This window comes from Anaerolineales bacterium (genome assembly GCA_037382465.1).
GTDB lineage: Bacteria > Chloroflexota > Anaerolineae > Anaerolineales > E44-bin32 > WVZH01.
In genome coordinates this window covers 1-20,910 of sequence record JARRPX010000010.1, presented here as the reverse complement: position 1 = coordinate 20,910, position 20,910 = coordinate 1, and the positions used below count along the sequence as shown (strand labels likewise).

Below are 20,910 nucleotides of genomic sequence, written 5' to 3'. Positions count from 1 at the left end.
GTTGAAGATCAAAATCTGCGGACTCACGAATCTCGAGGATGCCCTGGCCGCCATCGAATGCGGTGCAGACATGCTGGGCTTCAACTTCTATCCGCCGAGCCCGCGTTCGATCTCCACCGAAAACTGCGCCGGTATCGTCGGCGAACTGCGCCGGCGACACCCGCTCGTCGAGACGGTTGGCGTGTTCGTGAACGAAACAGCCGAGGCGGTCCAACGGACGTTGGCAGCGTGTGACCTGCAGTATGCCCAGCTGCACGGCGACGAAACACCCGCCGATGTTCAGGCGCTTGCTGCACACGCCTACAAAGCTATCCGGCCCAGGTCGGCGCAAGAAGCTCGCGAACAACTCCAGCAGTACGCCGGAATCGGTGTGCCACTCCCGGCTTTGCTCCTGGATGCTTATCAAATGGGCGTCTATGGTGGCACGGGCGAAGTGGCGGATTGGGAGATCGCTGCCCAATTGGCTCGCTTGGCGCCGCTGCTGCTCGCCGGCGGACTCACTCCGGACAACGTGCTTGCGGCGGTCGAGCAGGTGCGGCCCTGGGGCATGGACGTGGCCTCCGGTGTGGAAAGCGCGCCCGGCAAGAAAGACGTAATAAAAATGAAGGCGTTCGTACAAACTGTACGAGAACGAGAAACGGAGACACCTGCATGTTGAAAGACGCTACCCCGATCGCCGCCAAGTTCGGCCCGTACGGTGGGCAATTCGTCCCGGAAACCTTGATGCCCGCATTGGAGGAACTGCAGCGCGCCTACCAGCGCCTGCGCGCCGACGGAACCTTCCAACGCGAACTCGACACGCTGCTGACCACCTACGCCGGACGTCCCACACCATTGACGCACGCAAAACGCCTCAGCGAGCATCTCGGCGGTGCCACGATCTACCTGAAGCGCGAAGATCTTGCCCACACCGGCGCGCATAAAATCAACAACGCGCTGGGTCAGGCATTACTCGCCAGGGCCATGGGCAAAAAACGCATCATCGCCGAGACCGGCGCCGGCCAGCACGGGGTGGCGGTGGCGACCGTTGCCGCGCTGCTGGGCATGGCGTGCGTCGTTTACATGGGCAGCGTCGACATCGAACGCCAGCACATGAACGTGCTGCGCATGCGCCTGCTTGGGGCAGACGTTCGTCCCGTGACTTCCGGCAGCAAGACACTTAAGGACGCCATCAACGAAGCCATCCGCGATTGGGTGACGAACGTAGGCGACACCTATTATCTACTCGGTTCGGCGCTGGGGCCGCATCCCTACCCCACGATCGTGCGCGATTTCCAGACCGTCATCGGCGTGGAAGCCAAGGCACAGATGCTCGAGCAGGCGGGCGCCATGCCGGATGTTTGTGTTGCCTGCGTTGGAGGCGGTTCGAACGCCATTGGGCTCTTCTACGCCTTCCTCGAGGACGACGACGTCGAACTGGTCGGTGTCGAAGCCGGCGGAGAGGGCATCCAGAGTGGACATCACGCCAGTCGTTTCAGCGACTCTCGCATCGGGCGGCCCGGCGTGCTCCACGGCACTTATTCCTACGTATTACAGGATGAAGACGGTCAAATCGCCCAAACGCATTCGATCTCGGCCGGATTGGATTATCCGGCGGTCGGACCCGAGCACGCTTATTTGCGCGAAATCGGTCGTGCAGAATACACCTACGCCACGGACGATCAAGCGCTCGAGGCGTTCCAGCTGCTCAGCCGTCTCGAAGGGATCATACCCGCACTCGAGTCGGCGCACGCCGTGGCCGAGGCCATCCAGCGGGCGCCGAAGATGTCGCCGGAGGAAATCATGCTGGTCAACATTTCCGGACGCGGCGACAAGGATTTGGATACCGTCTCCAAGATCATATAAAACCGAATTGTGATATAAGTGTTATGAATGGTATGGACAACATCGCTGCAGCCTTTGCCGACGCACATCCACGCGCGTGCTTGATGCCGTATTTCACGCTCGGTTTTCCCACCGCCTGCCAATCGCTGGACATCATCGAAGCCATCGCAGGCGCCGGCGCGGACCTGATCGAACTCGGCGTTCCCTTTTCCGATCCTCTGGCCGACGGACCGTCGATACAATACTCCACCCAGGTCGCACTCGAAAATCAGATCAACGTAGCCGAATGCTTCCGGCTTGGTTTAGAATTACGCTCGCGGGGAGTCGATCAGCCCATACTCTTCATGGGATACATGAATCCCATCCTCGCATTCGGCGTCGAGCGCTTCGTACGAGAGGCGAAAGAATCCGGCGTAGACGGTTTCATCGTGCCGGATTTGCCCTCGGAGGAGGCGTCGGAAATCGAATCGCTCGCAGAAGAACAAGGTCTTGCCTACGTGCACATGCTTGCCCCGACCTCGACCGAGGCCCGGGTAAAAGATGCAGCGGAACGTTCGAAGGGATTTCTCTATCTGGTATCGCTGACGGGCACGACCGGCGCACGCACTTCCCTGCCGCAAGATCTCGATGCGTTCATCCAGCGCGTGCGGCAGTACACGTCCACACCTCTGGCGCTCGGATTTGGCATCTCGACACCCGATCAAGCCCGCACCGTTGGGTCGTTGGTGGACGGCGTCATCGTCGGCTCGGCGATCATCGATGCGGCGCGGAACGCCAGCGATGCACCGAAAGCCGCGGCGGACCTGGTGCGCAGTTTACGAGAAGCGTTAACCTTGGAATGAAAAGTTGGACAGCATGAGTCAAAAACCCGTATCCCGATTGCAGAGTTTCCAGCACGTTTTCTTCGATTGCGAAAGCACGTTGACTTCGGTCGAAGGCATCGATGAACTGGCGCGTATCAAGGGCCAATTCGAATACATCTCCGAACTTACACGCAAAGCCATGGAAGGCGAAATCGAACTCGAGGCGGTGTACGACGAGCGCTTGAAAAGACTGCAGCCCACGCGCGCGGATTTACGCCTGATCGCCCGCGCCTACTGCGAGAACGTCGTGCCGAACGCAAAAGAAGTGATCGCCGCCTTGAAGGCTGGCGGCTGCGAAGTCTCGATCATCAGCGGCGGACTGCTGCAGTCGGTTTTGAAGTTCGCCCGTTGGCTGGGCGTTTCTGCGGACAAAGTGCGCGCCGTGCCCATCAAATTCGACCAGCTTTCCGGCGAATGGTGGCGCTTCGATCAAAATCAGTACGGCGGCAATCCCGAAGAGCACTTCCTCGACATCGCCCCGACCCCGTTGGTAGAGACGGAGGGAAAGCGCGCCGTGATCGCCGAGTTGGCTGGGAACGAATCCCGCACGATGCTCGTCGGCGACGGGATCACCGACCTGGAAGCGCGCCAGACGGTCAAGCTGTTCGTCGGCTTCGGTGGCGTGGTACGCAGGGAACGCGTCGCCGAGGAAGCGGACGTGTTCATCGAATCGCCGGGACTGGAAGCCGTGGTTCCCCTGGCGTTGGCGGAAGGCAAAGCCAAGCGTTTGCAAGGAACGGAACACGAAGCGGTTTTCCGGGCTGGAATTGAGGTTTTGAAACAAGGACTGGTACAATTTCACAACCCGACCTTGAAACGACAGATCAACGCTCGGCTGCAGTCGTTCGAAGCTGTTGACGATCCCTTGATCGATCTGCTTCACATGTCTGGCTATAACTCCTAGGCGGGTGGATCGCATTCGACTCCATCACGTTCGGTAAAATTGAGGCAACTATGTACCGCATTCTGATCACCGAAGACATCGGCCCTGCAGGGTTGGCGCTGATCGACGAAGCCGACGATGCAGCTTACGACATGATCCATCTCCCCGAAAGAGAGAGACTGCTCGAGATCATCGGCGACTACGATGCCATCATCACGCGTTCCGGCACGGCGATGGACGAAGAGGTGTTCGCCGCCGCGACGAATCTCAAAATCGCCGCGCGCGCCGGCGTCGGCCTGGATAACATCGACGTGGACGCCGCCACCGTGCGCGGCATTCAAGTCATGAACACGCCGGGGGCAAACACGCTCGGCGCCACGGAGCTGACCATGGCACTCCTGCTCGGCTTGTGCCGCAATCTGCCCAAAGCCAACGATTCCATTAAGAAGGGGGAATGGACGCGCAAGGTGTTCATGGGGACCGAGCTCAACGGGAAGACCCTGGGGGTCGTCGGTTTGGGGCGCATCGGCTCCCGGGTGGCCACTCGTTGTCAGGCTTTTGGCATGACCGTGATCGCCTACGATCCCTATATCGCCGAGGAGATTGCGGAACGTATCCGTGTGGAACTCGTCGCCGAACTCGACGAACTCCTGGCCCGCGCGGATGTCATCACCATTCACACGCCGTTGAACGAAGAGACCTGCGGCATGATCGCTGCCCCGGAAATCGCCAAGATGAAAGACGGCGTGAGGATCGTCAACGCCGCACGTGGTGGAATCATCGAGGAGCAAGCCTTATACGATGCCCTGAAATCCGGAAAGATCGCGGGCGCCGCCCTGGACGTTTACAGCAATGAACCTCCAAAGACGGATCTGCTGCAGAAATTGATCCGCCTGCCCAACGTCGTGACAACGCCGCACATTGGGGCCAGCACCCACGAATCCCAGCACGGGGTCGCCGTACAGGTGGCCCAGCAGGTTCTCGACGCGCTGCGGGGCGACAACTACCGCAACATCGTCAACATGCCCTTCGCCGAGGGTGTGGACTACCAAACACTGGCGCCCTACATGACTCTCGCCGAGAAGATCGGCGCCCTGCAGATGCAGTTGATTCACGGCCGCGTCAGCCGGGTCGAGGTGGAATACCGAGGTGAAGAGCTGGAACCCCACACCAAGCTGCTCACCGTAGGCCTGCTCAAGGGCATGCTGGCCCCGATACTTTCGGACACGGTGAATTACGTGAATGCCCCCCGTCTTGCGGCCGAACGCGGCATTCTGGTTTCCCAGGCCCGCCATCCGGCCGCGGAAGATTACATGAACGTCATACTCTGCCGGGTGGTCTCCAATGAGGAATCCCGCCTGATCGGCGGTGCGTTGTTTCTGCGCACCGAACCGCGCATCGTGTTGATCGACAACATGCGCCTCGACGCCGTCGCCGATGGATGGACTCTGGTGATGACCAGCCACGACGAACCGGGAGTGATGGGACGCGTGGGGACGCTTCTGGGCGAACACGGCGTCAACATTGCCCACTGGCATATGGGGCGCGAAGCGCCGGGTGGCAAACAGATTTCGATCATCAACATCGACTCACCCGCCGACGAAGAAGCGCTCGAGGCCATCACCGACTTGCCTCAGGTGATCCATCTGGAACAAGTCTCGCTCTGAGTCGGTATGAGATAGGCAAGAAAAGTGAACCTCTTACGAATGTAATTGTCTTGACAATTGCACCAATATTTGTTAATCTATGCCGGATCATGAACAATAAAATCAATAATTCTGGGAAGAAGTGCAGCAAGAAGCCGGGTAGGAGCCTGTCTGGCTAGTCTTTGCCTGCAAAGAAATGGTTTTGCCTAGGACCCGCCAGACGAGCGGGGTTTTTTCTTAAATACGAGTCTCTAAAACATGACGAACCGAGAAACCATCTCCATCTTGAAGAAGAAGTGCCTCAAGCAACCTGAACCGGGTCCTGGATAAGCGCGCTTCTTACGTCCACGCGGAGATGAGAGGCCAGCGATCCAGGCCAAAGGGTCGCTGGCTATTTCAATGCCAACAAATCAACGTTTTCGGAGGAAAAGAATGTCTAACCAAACATGCACAGAATGCGGAGCGGAGATCAACCTTACGGATGATGTCGTCTTGAACGAAATCCTGCCCTGCCCCGAGTGCGGCGTCGAACTGGAGATCGTCGACCTCGACCCACTGACCCTGGCATTGGCCCCGGAAGTCGAAGAGGACTGGGGCGAGTAGCATGCAGATCGGCATGATCGTCTCGAGGGTCCGGCGCGAGGAAAAGCTTCTCATGGAAGCGTTTCAAGCGCGCGATATCCAGATCGACGTGTTCAACGACGGGGAGTTCATCCTCAATCCCCTCGATCCGGACCCGCGTTGGCTGGCGTACGATCTGATCCTCGAACGCAGCATCAGCAGCTCCCGCACGCTCACCACGCTGCAGATCCTGGAAGCCTGGGGGGTTCCGACTCTGAACAATTTTCACACTGCGAGCACCTGCAGCGACAAACTCAGCACAACGCTGGCGCTGGCGCGCCATTCCGTTCCGCAGGCGCAGGTCAGCATTGCCTTCACGGAAGATTCGATTCTGCAAGCGATCGAGAATCAGGGTTATCCTGCCGTTCTCAAACCGCTAACCGGTTCGTGGGGGCGTCTGGTGACCAAAGTCAACGATCGAGAATCGGCGGAAGCGATCCTGGAACATCGCTTCACGCTGGGCAATTATCCCTACCACACCGGTTACGTCCAGGAATTCGTCCGCAAACCCAACGGCCGTGACATCCGCTCGTTCGTCGTGGGCGGCCAGGCGTTGTGCGCCATCTACCGCACGTCCGAACATTGGATCACCAACACGGCGCGCGGCGGCGTAGCCAGCAATTGCGAGATCAGCGGGGAAATCGCTGACATCTCCCAACGCGCCGCAGCCGCCGTGGGCGGCGGAATCGTCGCCATCGATCTCTTTGAAACGGACGCCGGCTACCTGGTCAACGAAGTCAACCACTCGATGGAATTCCGCAACAGCATCGAGCCCACGGGGGTCGACATCCCCGCAGCGATCGTGGAGTTCGCGCTCCAGACGGCAGCGGAAAGTGCCGCCGTTCGGGAGGCGCAGATATGAGTATCCGGGCTGCGATCGTCGGTGGATCGGGTTACCTGGGCGGTGAATTGATACGTATACTCACGCTGCACCCCCAGGTGGAATTGGCGCAGGTCTCCTCCCGCAGCCAGATCGGCCGCTACCTTCACAGCACGCACCCCAACATGCGCGGCTTTACCGGTCTACGCTACTGCCACGCAGACGATCTTCAGCACTGTGATGTGCTCTTCCTCGCCCTTCCCCACGGCGAGGTTGCAGCGGACATCGAGCGTTATGCGCAGTTGGCCGAGCGCATTATCGACTGTTCCGCCGATTTCAGGCTGCGCCGTAAAGAAGCCTATCCGAAATGGTACGAATGGGAACACCCCGCGCCGGATTGGTTGGCGCGCTTCGTTTACGGATTGCCGGAACGCCATCGCGATGAATTAAAGGAAGCGCAGTATGCTTCCGGAGTCGGCTGCAACGCCACGCTGATTAACCTTGCGCTGGGGCCGCTCGCCGACGCCGGATGGCTCGAGCGGGTCACGGCGGAAGTGAAAGTCGGATCTTCGGAGGCCGGAGCTTCCGTCAATCCGGGCTCGCACCACCCCGAACGCAGCGGCGTGGTGCGCGTCTACAGCCCCAGCGGGCACCGCCATCTGGCCGAAGTCGAACAGGAACTGGGCGGTTTCCCCATTCATCTCACCATGACCGCCATCGAACTGGTCCGCGGCGCACACCTCACTGCACATTGTTTCCTGAACGAAAATGCGCAGGTGGAAGAGCTTCGGGACGTCTGGGCCTGCTACCGCCAGGCGTATCAGCAGGAGCCTTTCATCCGCCTCGTGGCGGAGCGCAGTGGTGGCTACCGCTACCCCGAGCCCAAGATCCTTTCCGGCTCGAATTACTGCGACATCGGTTTTGCATACGATCAAGAAGCGAACCTGTTGATCGTCATCGCCGCGCTGGATAATTTAATGAAAGGCGGTTCGGGCACTGCCGTTCAGGCCATGAATTTGATGTTCGGTTTCGATGAACGCCTGGGACTGGAATTCCCGGGCCTACATCCCATCTGAACGCTCACGCACGGAAAGCACTTTACAGGAAATGGGAGCAAACATGGAAAACAATCGTCTCATCGTCATCAAAATCGGGGGCGCCCGAGATATCCAACTCCGTCCGATCTGCGAGGACATCGCCGCCATGATCGCCCAGGGCCAGCGCATCGTCCTGGTGCACGGCGGTTCGGAGCGCGCCAATCAACTCGCCAACGAAATGGGCCATCCGCCGCAGTACCTGCGCTCGCCGTCCAACTTCGTCAGCCGTTACACGGACGCCGCGATGCGCGATATCTTTGTGGACGCAGTGACTTCGTTCAACAGCGACATCTGCCGCGAACTGAACGGTTTCGGGGTACAGACGCTGAGCCTCGGCACAACGGAAGCCTGCGTCCTGCGCGGGGAGCGGAAAAGCGCCATCCGCGCCGTGATCGACGGACGCATCCGCGTGATTCATGACGACTACTCCGGTAGTCTCATCGGAGTCGACCGGGATCGCATCCAGAGCATCCTGGACCAGGGCATGGTACCCGTGATTCCGCCCTTGGCCTACAGCGAAACGGATGGCTATCTCAACGTCAACGGCGATCGCGCCGCCGCAGCGGTATCCGCAGCGCTTGCGGCCGACATGCTCTTGATGCTTTCCAACGTCGTCGGGCTGTATCGCGACTGTGAAGATCAATCCAGTCTGGTGCATGTGGTACCGCGCGGACAGCTGGACACGGCCATGTCCTGGGCCGATGGCCAGATGAAACACAAAGTCTTGAGCGTGCGCGAAGCGCTGGAAAACGGTGTCGCGCAGGCCGCTATCATCGACGGACGACGCCCGCAACCGCTGCAGGCTGCGCTCGCCGGAGGAGGAACCTGGTTTGCTTAACGAAATCGTCCTACACGCTGCAGCAGACGCTGCAAATCAAGCAGATATCCTCGCTTCCGAGGATCTGCACACATCCGGCGCTTACGGAAAGCGGCCCATCGCCATCGTCGCCGCAGAGGGCGCACATTTGATCGACGCCGAAGGGAAAGCGTACATCGACGCGGTCGGCGGCCACGGAGTCTGCCTGTTGGGACACCGGCATCCGGCCATCCTGGAGGCAATCACCCGCCAATACGAGCGCGTCGTCACCTGTCCCGAAATTTTCTACAACGATCAACGCGCCCGTCTGTACGAATCCCTGCAGGCCCACCTGGCGCCCAGATTCGGCCGCTATTTCCTGTGCAACTCGGGCGCGGAAGCGGTCGAAGCCGCATTCAAACTCTCGCGCGCCCTGACTCAACGTCCTGGCATCGTCGCCATGCAAGGCTGTTTCCACGGCCGGACGCTCGGTGCCCTGTCCGCAACGTGGCGCGCGAAGTATCGCGAACCGTTTGTGCCGCTCGTACCCGGCTTCGGACACGTTCCCTTCAACGATCTCGAGGCGGCGCGAGCCACAATTAATGATTCCACCGCCGCAGTGATCGTCGAATTGCTCCAGGGCGAAGGCGGCATCAATCCCATCGAGGATGAATTCCTCCGCGGACTACGCACGCTTTGCAGCGAACGCGGCGCACTGCTCGTCTTCGACGAGATCCAAAGCGGATTGGGCCGCACCGGACGCTGGTTCTGTTACGAACATCACGACGTCGTCCCCGACCTCATCTGTCTCGGTAAGGGCATCGCCGGCGGACTGCCGATGGGTGCCCTGGCCTGGCGATCCGACCTGGGGACATTTCCACCACACACCCACGGGAGCACCTTTGGCGGCAACCCGCTCGTCTGTGCTGCGGCGAACGCCACGCTTCAGGTCCTCGAAGCGGAGAGCTTGCCCGAACGAGCAGCGGACGTCGGCGAACGGTTTCTCGATTCTCTGCGTTCGATCGAGCATCCGCTGATCCGCGAAGTGCGCGGCCGCGGCCTGATGATCGGCATCGAGCTGCGCAGACGCGCCACTCCCGTCCTGCAGGCCATGGCAGAAAACGGCGTGCTCGCAATACCCGCCGGAACGACCGTGGTGCGGCTTCTGCCGCCTTTGAGCATCCCGGAAGGGGATCTGGAACGAATCCGGACGACCTTCATGGAGGCGTTGGAAGAGGTTTACGGTGGTTGAATTCGCACCGACCCGAAGCGAGGCAGCGCTGCTCGATGAGCGCGAACGCTTGATCCACGACCTGGTATCCATCCCCAGCCCATCCGGCGACGAAGCCACTGCGGCCCTGTTCCTGGCGCATTGGATGGGCGATCACGGCATGCGCGCCTACGTCGATCGAACCAACAGCGTCGTGGGCATCCGCGGCGAGGGCGAAACGGACATCGTGCTGCTGGGCCACATCGACACGGTACCCGGGGAAATCCCGGTACGCGTCGACGGCCGGGTGCTCTACGGCCGGGGCAGTGTGGACGCCAAAGGCCCACTGGCGGCGTTCATCATCGCCGCCACGCAGGTGGAACCACCCAGCGGCACCCGAGTAATCGTCATCGGAGCCACCGGTGAGGAAACGGACAGCCGCGGCGCTCGAAACGCCCTGAAAATCTTTCAACCGAAGGCCTGTTTGATCGGTGAACCGAGCAGCTGGGACAGAATCACCCTGGGCTACAAGGGTCATCTCATGCTGCGTTGGGTTTTTACCGGTGCGCTGGCGCATTCCGCTGCGCCGCTCCAGACCCCCGCAGAATGCGCCTTTCGTTTCTGGCAAGAAGTGCAGCGCTACGAAGACGATTTCAACCGCGACCGCCCCGGAGTCTTCGATCGTCTTGACGCTTCGCTGCGCAGTTTGAATACCCATCAAAGGGGCTGCTATGGCCAGGCCGATATGCAGTTGGTGTTCCGTTTGCCACCCGACCTGCCGCTCGAGCGACTGGAAAACGACTTGCGCGCCTTGAATGGGACGGCACGTCTCGAATTTTCGAGACGCGAGGTCAGCCACGTGGCCGAGAAGAACACCTTCCTCACACGGGCCCTGCTGCAGGCGATCCGCTCCAACGGCGGCCGACCGCGTTTCGTCAACAAAACCGGAACGTCGGACATGAACATCGTCGCACCGGTTTGGAACTGCCCCATCGCGGCCTACGGACCCGGAGATTCGAGCTTGGACCACACGCCGCAGGAACACCTCGATCTGAATGAGTTCCAGCGCTCGATCGACGTCGTTCGACTCACGTTGGAGAAATTGCTTCAGGAGTGCTGCGGCGAGTCGAAGGCTGCGTTTGACAATTCAGACCCCTTTCGGTAGACTTTGAATCAAGGGACTGCGTTCGAATAATGAAAAACAATCCTACCCTGAACCTGATCGCTCACGTCTGCTCCTGTCTTTAGCAGGCATTGTACCGGCCAAACGCCGGACTTGCCTGCTTTCCATTGAGCCGAGCGATGAGCATCGCAGGGTAGTTTGTTATTAAAAACAATCGAATATCGGCTGGAATTTTCGAGAATCTATTTCCATCACGTCCGATTAAGAAACCCGAGACTCATCGAATGGAACACTCCAGATGAGTCTTTTGTTTTTCGTAGCGCTTTACCGAGGTATCGACCCAAAGGGAGAAAAATAAAATGTCAGCCATTGCAGATAATGTTACAGAACTCATCGGCAACACCCCACTCGTGCGCCTGCATAAGGTGACTGAAGGTGCAAAGGCCGAAGTACTGGTGAAGTTGGAGTTTCAGAATCCGGGTTCGAGCGTCAAGGACCGGATCGCATTGAGCATGATTACCGCAGCCGAAAAGGCGGGGAAGATCAAGCCGGATACGATCATCCTCGAGCCCACGAGCGGAAACACGGGCATCGGCCTGGCCATGGTATCTGCCGCGAAGGGCTATCACTGCGCACTGGTGATGCCGGACACGATGAGCATCGAGCGCAGGATGCTGCTGAAAGCGTTCGGCGCGGAATTGATCCTCACACCCGGATCGGAGGGCATGAAAGGGGCAATAGACAAAGCCCAGGAAATGGCCGCCGGGGATAAACGCTATTTCATTCCGCAGCAGTTTGAAAATCCGGCCAACCCGGAAGTCCATCGCCGTACGACGGCGGAGGAAATCTGGCGCGACACAGACGGAAAGATCGACTTCTTCGTCGCGGGCGTTGGGACCGGCGGCACGATCACCGGCGTCGGCCAGGTGTTGAAAGAACGCAACCCCGACGTGCAGATCGTCGCGGTCGAACCTGAAGGATCGCCAGTGCTCTCCGGCGGCAAACCGGGCCCGCACAAGATTCAGGGCATCGGCGCCGGCTTCATCCCCAAAGTGCTGGATACCAGTTTGATCGACGAGGTGGTGACGGTGTCGAACGAAGAAGCGTTCGCCATGGCCAGACGCATGCCGAAAGAGGAAGGCATCCTGGTGGGAATCAGCTCGGGAGCCGCCATTCACGCAGCGGTGAAAATCGCTTCGCGTCCCGAAAACGCCGGGAAACGCATCGTCGCCATCGTGCCATCCTACGGAGAGCGTTACTTAAGCACCCCGCTCTTCGCCGATCTGCGTGATTGACCGGAGAAGGATCATGTTTACTACGCTTCGCGAAGACATTCGCGCCGCTCTGGAGCGCGATCCCGCAGCCCGCTACGCCCTGGAGATCGTCCTCTTTTACCCGGGATTCCACGCCATCTGGATGCACCGGCTGGCGCACTGGCTGTGGGGCAAAGGTTTGAAGCTCGTCGCCCGCGGCCTGAGCGACTTCAACCGCTGGCTGACGGGAATCGAAATCCACCCCGCGGCAGTCATCGGTCCCGGCTTCTTCATCGACCACGGCATGGGCACGGTCATCGGGGAAACCTCCGAGATCGGCAGCTGCGTCACCTTGTATCACAACGTGACCCTGGGCGGCGTCAGTTTCAAAAAAACCAAGCGCCACCCCACGCTGGAAGACCACGTCGTCGTCGGCGCCGGGGCACAGATCCTGGGACCGATCCGCATCGGCGCCCACAGCCGTATCGGCGCAAACTCGGTGGTGGTGAAGGACATTCCACCCCGCTCCGTGGTGGTCGGTGTACCTGGCAGGATTCGCAGCCGCAACGGGGTACAGCTATCCGAGCCACAGCCGGAGGATCTGCGTCACGACCGGTTGCCCGATCTCACCATGGAGCGGCTGCAGGCGCTTACCGAACGTATCGACCATCTGGAACAAAAGCTGAACGATCTGCAGCTGGAGGACGACGCCATGATGGCGAACGCCTGGGTCGATTACGAGGCGCAGGACGGCAGTCACATCTGAAGCAGTACGGTTTTGCAGTAGTATCTGTAGGGGCGGTTTGCGAACCGCCCCTGCTTTGACTCACGATGCTTTCCGATGGCGCCGGATATGTATCCGGTGCCGAGGAATAGCGGATTCATATCCCCAACCGGCGCCTACGGATTATTAAACCGTGTATAAAGGGAACCTATGTGTCTGCCTGAATCAATCCATGAAAGCAAAGGGCCGACACACAGGTCGGCCCTTACGTGCATACAAACAGGAATCCGTGCGGGTTGAAGTGTGAAGGCGATCCGACGGGTCGCCCTCACAAATCAATCCACAGCTCGCTACTATTGTTCCACGAACGTCACGTCGACGGGCATGCCGGGCTTCAACTTCCCGTCCTGATTCGGGACGCTGATGTCGATGGCGAACACGGTCGTCTTGCGGCCGTCGACCGTCTGCACGTTACGCGGCGTGAATTCGGCTTCTTCGGCGATACGTGTCACGTCACCGCTGAAGGCAAATTCAGGGAACGAATCGGAATGGATCAGCACTTCTTGCCCCAGGTGGATGCGCCCGTACTGTTTCTCCGGAATGTAAACCGTCAAGCGGACCTCTTCCAGACGGCCGATACGCATGACCGTCCCTCCCGGAGAGATGATCTCGCCGACCTCGAGATTGCGTATCAGCACCACGCCGTCCATGGGCGCCTGCACGCTGACCTTTTCCAATTGGATCGACAGGATCTGCAAAGCGTCCTGCGCTTGCTGGACGTTGGCCTCGGCCTGCGTGATGACGGTTTCCGAAGCCTGCAACGCGGCCTTCGCCGCCTCCACCTGCAGGGACTGCTCCCCGCTTCTGAGCTTGTCCAACGCTACCCGGGCTCGGCTCAATCTCTCCCGAGCCACGGCGACTTCTGCGCGGGCCTCGAGGATCGTCTGCGCCTGGCTCGTGCTCAAAAGGCTGTCGTATTCCTGCTGTGCTGATACGAGCTCGGCCGAAGCGGCGTCGTACGCCTCGTCTGCGGCATCGCGCAGGTCCTGGTTGTCCAGCGCGGCATACGCCTGATCGCGCGTCTGCGTTGCGACGTCGAATGCGCTTTCCGCCTGCGCGAGGCGTTCCTCTGCCGCCACGAAATCACCCCCGCTGATATCCGCAAGTTCGCTGTCGAGATTGTCCAGCTTCTTCTGCAGCGCCGTCTGCGCCGCAGCCACTTCCGCTTCCATGGCCTGGATGCGCTCGTCCTTCTCGAAATACCAGGGAGGCAGTTCCGACTCACCGGTCACCCGCATTTGCCAGTAAGCCGACTGGCCGGCGGGGTCCTGCATTCTGGCAGCCTGAAGCGCCAAATCGTACTGCACCTGGGCCTGATCGCGTTGGGATTGCGCCGCCTCGACGGCCGTCTTAGCTGCATCCAGTGCAGACGAGGCTTGATCGTACTGCGCCTGCAGCAGTTCGTCGTCCACACGGAAGAGCAAGTCGCCCTGGGAAACCGCGTCGCCCTCCTGGACGAAGATATCGACGACTTTGCCGCCAATTTCGGAAGCGACGGCGACTTCGTCCGCCGCAATCGTTCCCGTCGCCTGGATGGCCGTGGATCCTTCGCCGTTGATGCTGCTGCATCCGCCGACGAGCAAAGCCAGGCAGAGTAGAAACGTCATGGATGTCTTTCGGTTCATTCTCATACTCCTGTATAAACGATACGCATTTGATGTCGCCTTCATATCCGTTTGCGGAAGGTGAAGACGCTGCTGACGAAATAGATAACGCTGAGTAAGATGAGTGGAACGGTGGAAGACCACAGCGCGGCGGCGGAGACGCCCCGCAACATGATGCCGCGTGTGATTTCCAGATAGTGCGTTACGGGCAGCAACTCACTGTAGATGTAGGTTACGATGGGCATGTTGCCGCGTGAAAACAACAAACCGGACAAAATGATGGCTGGGATGAGCACGATGAAGATCGCCATGTAGATCGCCTGCATCTGCGTCCGTGAAAGATTCGAAATTAAGACGCCCATACCTAAGGACCCAACGATGAAGATCATACTCAAACCGACCAACTCCCATAGATTGCCCACGATCCTGACCCCGAAAAGCAGATCGCCAAGCCACAGAAGTGCAAAAAGATTGAGTATGCTGACGAGCAAATATGGGATGAGTTTTCCCAGCATCAACTCCCAGGATTTGATCGGCGTGACGATCAACTGCTCCATCGTTCCCTGTTCGCGCTCCTTCACGATCGCCAGCGCGGAGAGAATCAGCGCCTGCACCTGAAGCAGGATGGGAATCAAACCCGGTATCATGAACAGGTAGGATATGCCGTCAGGATTGTAGAGTGTCAATGAAGAAGCATCGATGGGCAGCTGCAGACTCGCCGCGCCCGGCGTGGATTGAATGCGCTTGATGAGGATTTCCTGTGCCGCCATCTGACTGATGGCGTTCAATTTGAGTTGAATGCTGCTCACTTCCGAAGGGTCGGAAGCGCCGTTGACGTAGAGCATCACGCTCGCCGGCTCACCCGTGGCCACCTTGCGGCCGAAGTCCTCGGGAATGAGCAGTCCCACGCTGACCAAATCCTGGTCGATCAAATCCAGGATTTCATGCTCGCTGAGGACGTCGTAGGCACGCTCGAAATCCTGGCTGGCGGTGTAGTATTCGATGTATTCCCGGCTGGCGTCGGTTTTCGAGAGATCGGCAATGGCCGCCGGAATGTTGCGCCGTTCGAAGTTGATGCCGTATCCCAGCAGGATCAAGAGCATGCCGGGGAGCAGCAGGATCAACCCCAGGGTGCGCGGATCGCGCCAGATGTGGAGCAGCTCCTTTTTTACTACCGTCCATAAACGATCCATTATTTACTCCGCTTCGGTCCGCTCTTCCCGGACAGGGAAGTAAGCTGACTATGTTTTTCAAGCAGCGGCTTCCCCCCGGGATGCCACTCGTTCTTCGTCGACCAGGGTGAGAAATACGTCTTCGATCGACGGTTGGATGTCTTCGATGTTGCGCACCTCGATCCCCTGCCGTTTGAGGGATTTCTCCAGGTGAGACGCCCCGCCGTTCGGCTCGACGGTAACGTGCAGCAAGGCGCCGTGGAAGGACGTTTCCATCACACCCGGCAGCGACTGCAGCACCTCGAGGGCACTCGCCGGCCGGTCGCAGTCCACCTGGTAGAGCGTGCCCGGCTGCTGCGCCTTGAGCGTGTCCGGACTGGCCACGGCGATCAGCCGGCCCCGGTACATCATCCCGATCGTGTTGCAGTAATCCGCTTCGTCCATGTAGTGCGTCGTGGCCAGTACACTGACGCCTTCTCCGGCCATGTTGTAGATCAAATCCCAGAAAGCCCGCCGCGAAACGGGGTCGACGCCGGCGGTCGCCTCGTCGAGGAACAGAATCGGAGGCCGGTGGGCGATGGCGCAAGCCAGGGCCAGCCGCTGCCGCCAGGCGCCGGAGAGATCGCATGTGAGCTCGTTCTCCAACCCCTGCAGTTCAGTAAGTTCGATCACTTCCGCCACACGCTTGCGGCGCTGTTCCCGCGGCACGGCGTAGATCGAGGCGTAGAAGGTGACGTTCTCCACGACCGTCAGATCGTTGTACAACGAAAACTGCTGCGACATGTAGCCGATGCGTTTCTTGATCTCCTCCGCTTCGCGGACGATGTCCAGCCCGAGCACACGGCCTTCCCCCGAAGTGGGCCGCATGATGCCACACAGCATGCGGATCAACGTCGTCTTGCCCGCGCCGTTGGGCCCCAACAGGCCGAAAATCTCGCCTTCGGGGATGTAGAAATCCACCCCATCGACGGCGACGAAATCGCCGAACTGCTTGGTGAGCTGCCTGGTTTCGATTGCCTTACTCATCTTTACCACCTCTGTCGTTGAGCAGTCTGACTTCGTGCACGAAGACGTCTTCCATGGAGACTTTGTCACGCCGCAGCAGACGCAGGTCGCATTCTTCCCGCTTGAGGGCAGACTCGAGCCGCTTCATCACCCGGCGTACGACCCGATCGTCGTCCTCGACGAGCATGCGGATGCGGTCGCCCACGGGACGCCAGCGGATGACATCATCGATGTCCGCCACGATGGTGCGCATCGTCTTGCGCGGTTTCGCCTTGACTTCGATCACGGCGTAGGGCAGTTTCGCCTTGAGCGACGCGGGAGTGCCTGCGGCGATCATGTGACCCTCGTAGAGGATACCCACCCGATGGCAGCGATCGGCCTCATCCATGTAGGGCGTGGTCACCACGCAAGCGACCCCGCGCTGCACGACTTCCGCCAGGATGACCCACAATTCGCGACGCGAGACCGGATCGACTCCCGTGGAAGGTTCGTCCAGGAGCAGGACGTCGGGGTCGTGGATCAGCGCGCAGGCGAGGGCCAGTTTCTTCTTCATCCCGCCCGAGAGCTGGTGCGCCGCACGGCGCTCGAAGTCCGCCAGGTTGGTGAACGCCAGCATGTCCTCGATCCGCTGACGTTTTTCGGCTGCGGGGACCTGATTCAGGTCGGCGAAGAACACCAGGTTCTCCATCACGCTCAAATCGGGGTACAGGCTGAACTGCTGCGGCATGTAGCCGATGTTCCGCCGCACCTGTTCCACGTCTTTCTGCAAATCGAAGCCGGCGATGACGCCTTCCCCCGCGCTGGACTCGATGACGGTCGACAACATACGCATGACGGTCGTTTTCCCCGCACCGTCCGGGCCGATCAGCCCGAAGAGCTGACCCTGCTCCACCTGCAGGTCGAATCCGGCGACCGCCGGGCGCTTGCGCCGGCCGTACCGTTTTTCCAGTCCCTGTACCTGAATCATGGTCTGCACGATGTCGTCGGTCTTTCGAATGGTTTCGTTCACGATGCAAATGGTAAAGAATGGCGGCCCGCCTGGCGAGATACCGGCCGCCACGACTCGCCGTGACGCCCGCCACATCCGTACGTGACGAGTGTCACGTATGGATCGGGAGACAGGGATGCTATCATATAGAAGATGATCAATCGTCTGGAACCCGGTCTGCTGCGGATTTTTCGCTACTTCAACGGCATCGCCATGGTCTATTTCGCCTGCCTGGTGGCCTACACCGCGCTCGACACGCACAGGCTTTTTTCCGCCTCCCAGAGCCAACTCTACCTCAACCTGGCCACCAACCTGGCGCTCTTCGGCTACCTGTCCTGGTCCTGGCTGCGACGAATCATGCGCGGCAGCTACCTGCCCGTGGCCTTGATTTCGGCGACCGCCGTGCCGCTCCTGAGCAACCTCGTTTTCTTATATAAGCCCACGGTCAGCGATCTGCCGGACATCGTACTGCGTAGCTGGCTGCTGCTGCCCATCCTGGTCGTTCCCGTGGTGATCATGGCCTGGCAATATCCTTTGCGATACGTGGTCATTTTTGCAATTGCAACTGGAGGGATCGAATTGGCCCTGCTCGTGCGCGTGGCGGGCAGGGTAGACATCGATACCCTGCCGGTGCTGGGCGTGCCCATCATCCAGGCTTTCGCCTTCGGCACCGTGGGGCACATCGTCTCCCACCTGGTCACCAGCCAGCGCACTCAGCGGCAGGCCTTGCTGGACGCCAACGTCAAGCTCGGCCAGTACGCCCGCACGGCCGAGCAGTTGGCGACCAGCCGCGAGCGCAACCGCCTGGCGCGCGAACTGCACGACACGTTGGCGCACACACTCAGCGCCCAGACCGTCAACCTCGAGGCGATCAAGCTGATGATCCCTGCGGAGCAGGACGAAATTCACGCCATGCTGCAGCATTCGCTGGACAATACGCGCAAGGGCCTGGCCGAGACGCGCCGTGCGCTGAAGGATCTGCGTTCCAAGCAGCTGGAGGATTTGGGACTGAGTCTGGCCTTGCGCCACCTGGCTCAGGACGTCTCCCAACGCGGCACGCTGCGCCTGGAGATCGATCTACCCGATCGTCTTCCGGACCTGCCCGCGCAGACGGAGCAGAGCCTGTACCGCATCGCCCAGGAAGCGCTGGAGAACGTGGTGCGGCACGCCAACGCCCGTTCGGTCTGGCTGCGTCTGACGCAGGAAGACTCGCGCCTGTGCCTGTCGATCGCCGACGACGGCGAGGGATTCGACCTCGACGACCCGACCGTCGGCGAGCGGCTGGGCATGCGCGGCATGTCGGAACGCGCCGCGCTGGCTGCGGGAACCATCCAGGTGCAGAGCCGGCCCGGTGGTGGAACGACGGTCCTATTTTCGATCGAGGTGCCCGATGGTGCGCGTGGCGATCTGTGACGATCAGGTCATCGTCTGCGAAGGCCTGCAGCGGATCCTGGATTCCGACCCCGAGATCGAAGTCGTCGGCGTGGCGCACGACGGTGAGGAAGCCTGCCGGCTGGTGGAAGAGGCGCAGCCGGACTTGATCCTCATGGATCTGAAAATGCCGCACATGAACGGCATCGTCGCCACGCGCAAGATCCACATGAGCCATCCCGAAGTGCACGTACTGGTGCTTACCACCTACGACGACGACGAATGGCTTTTCGACGCCGTTCGCAGCGGCGCGGGTGGCTACCTGCTCAAAGACACCCCACCCGGGGAGCTCATCGCGGCGATTAAAGGCACCGTGAGCGGGAAGGCCTTCGTCGATCCCGGCGTGACGGGTAAACTGTTGTCCGAAGTCTCGAAAAGCGGTCCGGCGAGCGGGAGCCCGACGCACTTTTCGCTCAGCGATCGGGAACGCCAGGTGCTGCAGTTGATCGTCGCCGGCTTCTCCAACGCCGACATCGCCGAGCGGCTCTTCCTGGCCGAGGGCACGGTACGCAATTACACCAGCGCGATTTTTCGCAAGCTGGGCGTCTCCGACCGTACGCAGGCCGCCGTGCTCGCCCTGCGCCACGGGCTGGTCGATGCCGAAACGGAGTCGAAATAAGCGCGCGGGTTGGGTTTGGACCCCTTCAATCCCACCCACGGATTATAGAAGCAGTTTTGTGACGGAAGATTGGCAGATTCACATCTGCCCAATATTCAAGATGCTGGCGGCGGATATGCATCCGGCGCCGATAATTCGCGGATGTTTATCCACAAAAGACTATACCGGTATTGGAATCGAGGTCAATGAGTGACTCGGCATATCAATTTCTTAATGCAGTGAAAATAATAGAATGGCAGATACACATCTGCCTAATATGGGTTGCGGATGGATATCCGCACCCAACTTACAGGTGTTGGGTTTTAGTCCCCATCAAACCAACCCACGGAAGTAGGGATGTGGGGTTGCCCCCACATCCCACCACAAACACCCCTCACTCAAACTTGAAGCGCCGCACCGCGATGACGAAGTAAATCACGCCCATCCCTACCAGAAACCCGATCTCGGGCAGGACGTCCACCAGCCCGGCGTTTTCCGCCATGATGGAATAATACGCTTCGATGGCGTGCGCATGCGGCGTGAAACGCGTCAGGATCGAGATGAAACCCTCCGCCCGGGTGAGCAGCAGCGGCGCCACGGGGATCGCCCCGCCGATCGCCGCCAGCACGAACGAAGCCATCGTGCCCAAGCTGTCCGCCTGGCTCACCGATTTGGCGATCGTTGCCATCAGCAATCCCATCGACGTCGCCACCGCGGCCACGATCACGGTCAGCACGATCAGCGCCAGCGGATGCTGCCCCAGCGGCGTGTCGAAGAACACGTGCGCCACGCCGAGCAGCACGATGGTCTGCAGGCAGGGGATCACCATGAAGGCCAGCATCTTGCCGCCGATGACCGCCCCGCGCGGGATCGGCGAAGCCACCAGGCGCCGCAGCGTCCCGGCCTCCCGCTCCCTGAGAACCGATGTCGCGCACGTGCCGATGACGAAGAAAATGAACATCACCGTGTAGGCGGGGTACATGTAGGCGAAGAAATCGTTGGTGCCCGCATCGACCTCCTCGCCTTCCAGACTCTCGTTCACCACCAGGATAGAGGGATCCTGGCGCAGCTCGTTCAAGCTGGTCATGATCACACCCAGGTTCTGCGCTTCGATGCCGCGGCGCTGTTCGGCGTTGAGATCGCCCAGCAGCCCGGATTTGTCGAACACGCTGCGGATGCCGTACTGCACTTC

The 20,910-nt window shown here is 60.1% G+C and carries 20 protein-coding genes; 15 read left to right on the top strand and 5 right to left on the bottom strand.

Annotated features, from left to right (window positions below; all coding sequences use genetic code 11):
- Window position 1 precedes the first annotated feature (1 nt).
- From P8Z34_04535 to cysE, 13 genes are all read left to right on the top strand, one after another.
- Window positions 2-658 carry a phosphoribosylanthranilate isomerase gene (locus P8Z34_04535; protein MEJ2549931.1) on the top strand — a complete coding sequence of 219 codons (657 nt, stop codon included), beginning with the start codon at window positions 2-4 and terminating at the stop codon, window positions 656-658.
- Window positions 652-1,845: a tryptophan synthase subunit beta gene (gene trpB, locus P8Z34_04530; GenBank protein MEJ2549930.1), complete on the top strand. Its 1,194-nt coding sequence runs from the start codon at window positions 652-654 to the stop codon at window positions 1,843-1,845. The genes P8Z34_04535 and trpB overlap by 7 nt, the downstream gene beginning before the upstream one ends.
- A 32-nt stretch (window positions 1,846-1,877) precedes the next feature.
- On the top strand, window positions 1,878-2,666 hold the full coding sequence (gene trpA, locus P8Z34_04525; GenBank protein ID MEJ2549929.1) for a tryptophan synthase subunit alpha: 789 nt from the start codon (window positions 1,878-1,880) through the stop codon (window positions 2,664-2,666).
- A 13-nt stretch (window positions 2,667-2,679) separates the two neighbouring features.
- Complete coding sequence (locus tag P8Z34_04520; protein ID MEJ2549928.1) at window positions 2,680-3,591, top strand: HAD-IB family phosphatase; 912 nt, start codon at window positions 2,680-2,682, stop codon at window positions 3,589-3,591.
- Between the two features lie 50 nt (window positions 3,592-3,641).
- On the top strand, window positions 3,642-5,237 hold the full coding sequence (gene serA, locus P8Z34_04515) for a phosphoglycerate dehydrogenase (GenBank protein ID MEJ2549927.1): 1,596 nt from the start codon (window positions 3,642-3,644) through the stop codon (window positions 5,235-5,237).
- A gap of 411 nt (window positions 5,238-5,648) precedes the next feature.
- Entirely contained in the window at window positions 5,649-5,819 is a 171-nt protein-coding gene (gene lysW, locus P8Z34_04510) for a lysine biosynthesis protein LysW (protein ID MEJ2549926.1), read from the top strand.
- A gap of 1 nt (window position 5,820) precedes the next feature.
- A complete protein-coding gene (gene lysX, locus P8Z34_04505; protein ID MEJ2549925.1) occupies window positions 5,821-6,699 on the top strand; it encodes a lysine biosynthesis protein LysX in 879 nt (292 codons plus the stop codon).
- Window positions 6,696-7,733, top strand: coding sequence for an N-acetyl-gamma-glutamyl-phosphate reductase (gene argC, locus P8Z34_04500; GenBank protein MEJ2549924.1), 1,038 nt, complete (start codon window positions 6,696-6,698; stop codon window positions 7,731-7,733). The genes lysX and argC overlap by 4 nt, the downstream gene beginning before the upstream one ends.
- 43 nt (window positions 7,734-7,776) lie before the next feature.
- Window positions 7,777-8,592 carry a [LysW]-aminoadipate kinase gene (locus P8Z34_04495; GenBank protein ID MEJ2549923.1) on the top strand — a complete coding sequence of 272 codons (816 nt, stop codon included), beginning with the start codon at window positions 7,777-7,779 and terminating at the stop codon, window positions 8,590-8,592.
- Window positions 8,585-9,802, top strand: a complete 1,218-nt coding sequence (locus P8Z34_04490) for an aspartate aminotransferase family protein (GenBank protein ID MEJ2549922.1) — start codon at window positions 8,585-8,587, stop codon at window positions 9,800-9,802. The genes P8Z34_04495 and P8Z34_04490 overlap by 8 nt, the downstream gene beginning before the upstream one ends.
- Window positions 9,795-10,925: a [LysW]-lysine hydrolase gene (locus P8Z34_04485; GenBank protein ID MEJ2549921.1), complete on the top strand. Its 1,131-nt coding sequence runs from the start codon at window positions 9,795-9,797 to the stop codon at window positions 10,923-10,925. The genes P8Z34_04490 and P8Z34_04485 overlap by 8 nt, the downstream gene beginning before the upstream one ends.
- Before the next feature lie 317 nt (window positions 10,926-11,242).
- Window positions 11,243-12,178 carry a cysteine synthase A gene (cysK, locus tag P8Z34_04480; GenBank protein ID MEJ2549920.1) on the top strand — a complete coding sequence of 312 codons (936 nt, stop codon included), beginning with the start codon at window positions 11,243-11,245 and terminating at the stop codon, window positions 12,176-12,178.
- 13 nt (window positions 12,179-12,191) lie between these two features.
- Complete coding sequence (cysE, locus tag P8Z34_04475; GenBank protein MEJ2549919.1) at window positions 12,192-12,902, top strand: serine O-acetyltransferase; 711 nt, start codon at window positions 12,192-12,194, stop codon at window positions 12,900-12,902.
- A 311-nt stretch (window positions 12,903-13,213) separates the two neighbouring features.
- Here the strand turns inward: cysE and P8Z34_04470 are convergent, their stop codons facing one another.
- Genes P8Z34_04470 through P8Z34_04455 form a run of 4 tightly spaced genes read right to left on the bottom strand, consistent with a single transcriptional unit; the run spans window position 13,214 to window position 17,710 of the window.
- A complete protein-coding gene (locus P8Z34_04470) occupies window positions 13,214-14,545 on the bottom strand; it encodes an efflux RND transporter periplasmic adaptor subunit (GenBank protein MEJ2549918.1) in 1,332 nt (443 codons plus the stop codon).
- Window positions 14,546-14,586: 41 nt separating this feature from the next.
- Window positions 14,587-15,717: an ABC transporter permease gene (locus P8Z34_04465; GenBank protein ID MEJ2549917.1), complete on the bottom strand. Its 1,131-nt coding sequence runs from the start codon at window positions 15,715-15,717 to the stop codon at window positions 14,587-14,589.
- Between the two features lie 57 nt (window positions 15,718-15,774).
- Entirely contained in the window at window positions 15,775-16,722 is a 948-nt protein-coding gene (locus P8Z34_04460) for an ABC transporter ATP-binding protein (protein MEJ2549916.1), read from the bottom strand.
- Window positions 16,715-17,710, bottom strand: a complete 996-nt coding sequence (locus tag P8Z34_04455) for an ABC transporter ATP-binding protein (GenBank protein MEJ2549915.1) — start codon at window positions 17,708-17,710, stop codon at window positions 16,715-16,717. The genes P8Z34_04460 and P8Z34_04455 overlap by 8 nt, the downstream gene beginning before the upstream one ends.
- 132 nt (window positions 17,711-17,842) lie before the next feature.
- On the opposite strand from P8Z34_04455, the gene P8Z34_04450 reads away from it, so the two are divergent.
- Complete coding sequence (locus tag P8Z34_04450; GenBank protein ID MEJ2549914.1) at window positions 17,843-19,102, top strand: sensor histidine kinase; 1,260 nt, start codon at window positions 17,843-17,845, stop codon at window positions 19,100-19,102.
- Window positions 19,080-19,739 (top strand): response regulator transcription factor, encoded by a 660-nt coding sequence (locus P8Z34_04445; GenBank protein ID MEJ2549913.1) that lies wholly within the window; start codon window positions 19,080-19,082, stop codon window positions 19,737-19,739. Before P8Z34_04450 ends, P8Z34_04445 begins: the two co-directional genes overlap by 23 nt.
- A 373-nt stretch (window positions 19,740-20,112) precedes the next feature.
- Here P8Z34_04445 and P8Z34_04440 read toward each other — a convergent pair.
- On the bottom strand, window positions 20,113-20,910 hold a 798-nt coding region (locus P8Z34_04440), incomplete at its 5' end, for an ABC transporter permease (GenBank protein MEJ2549912.1).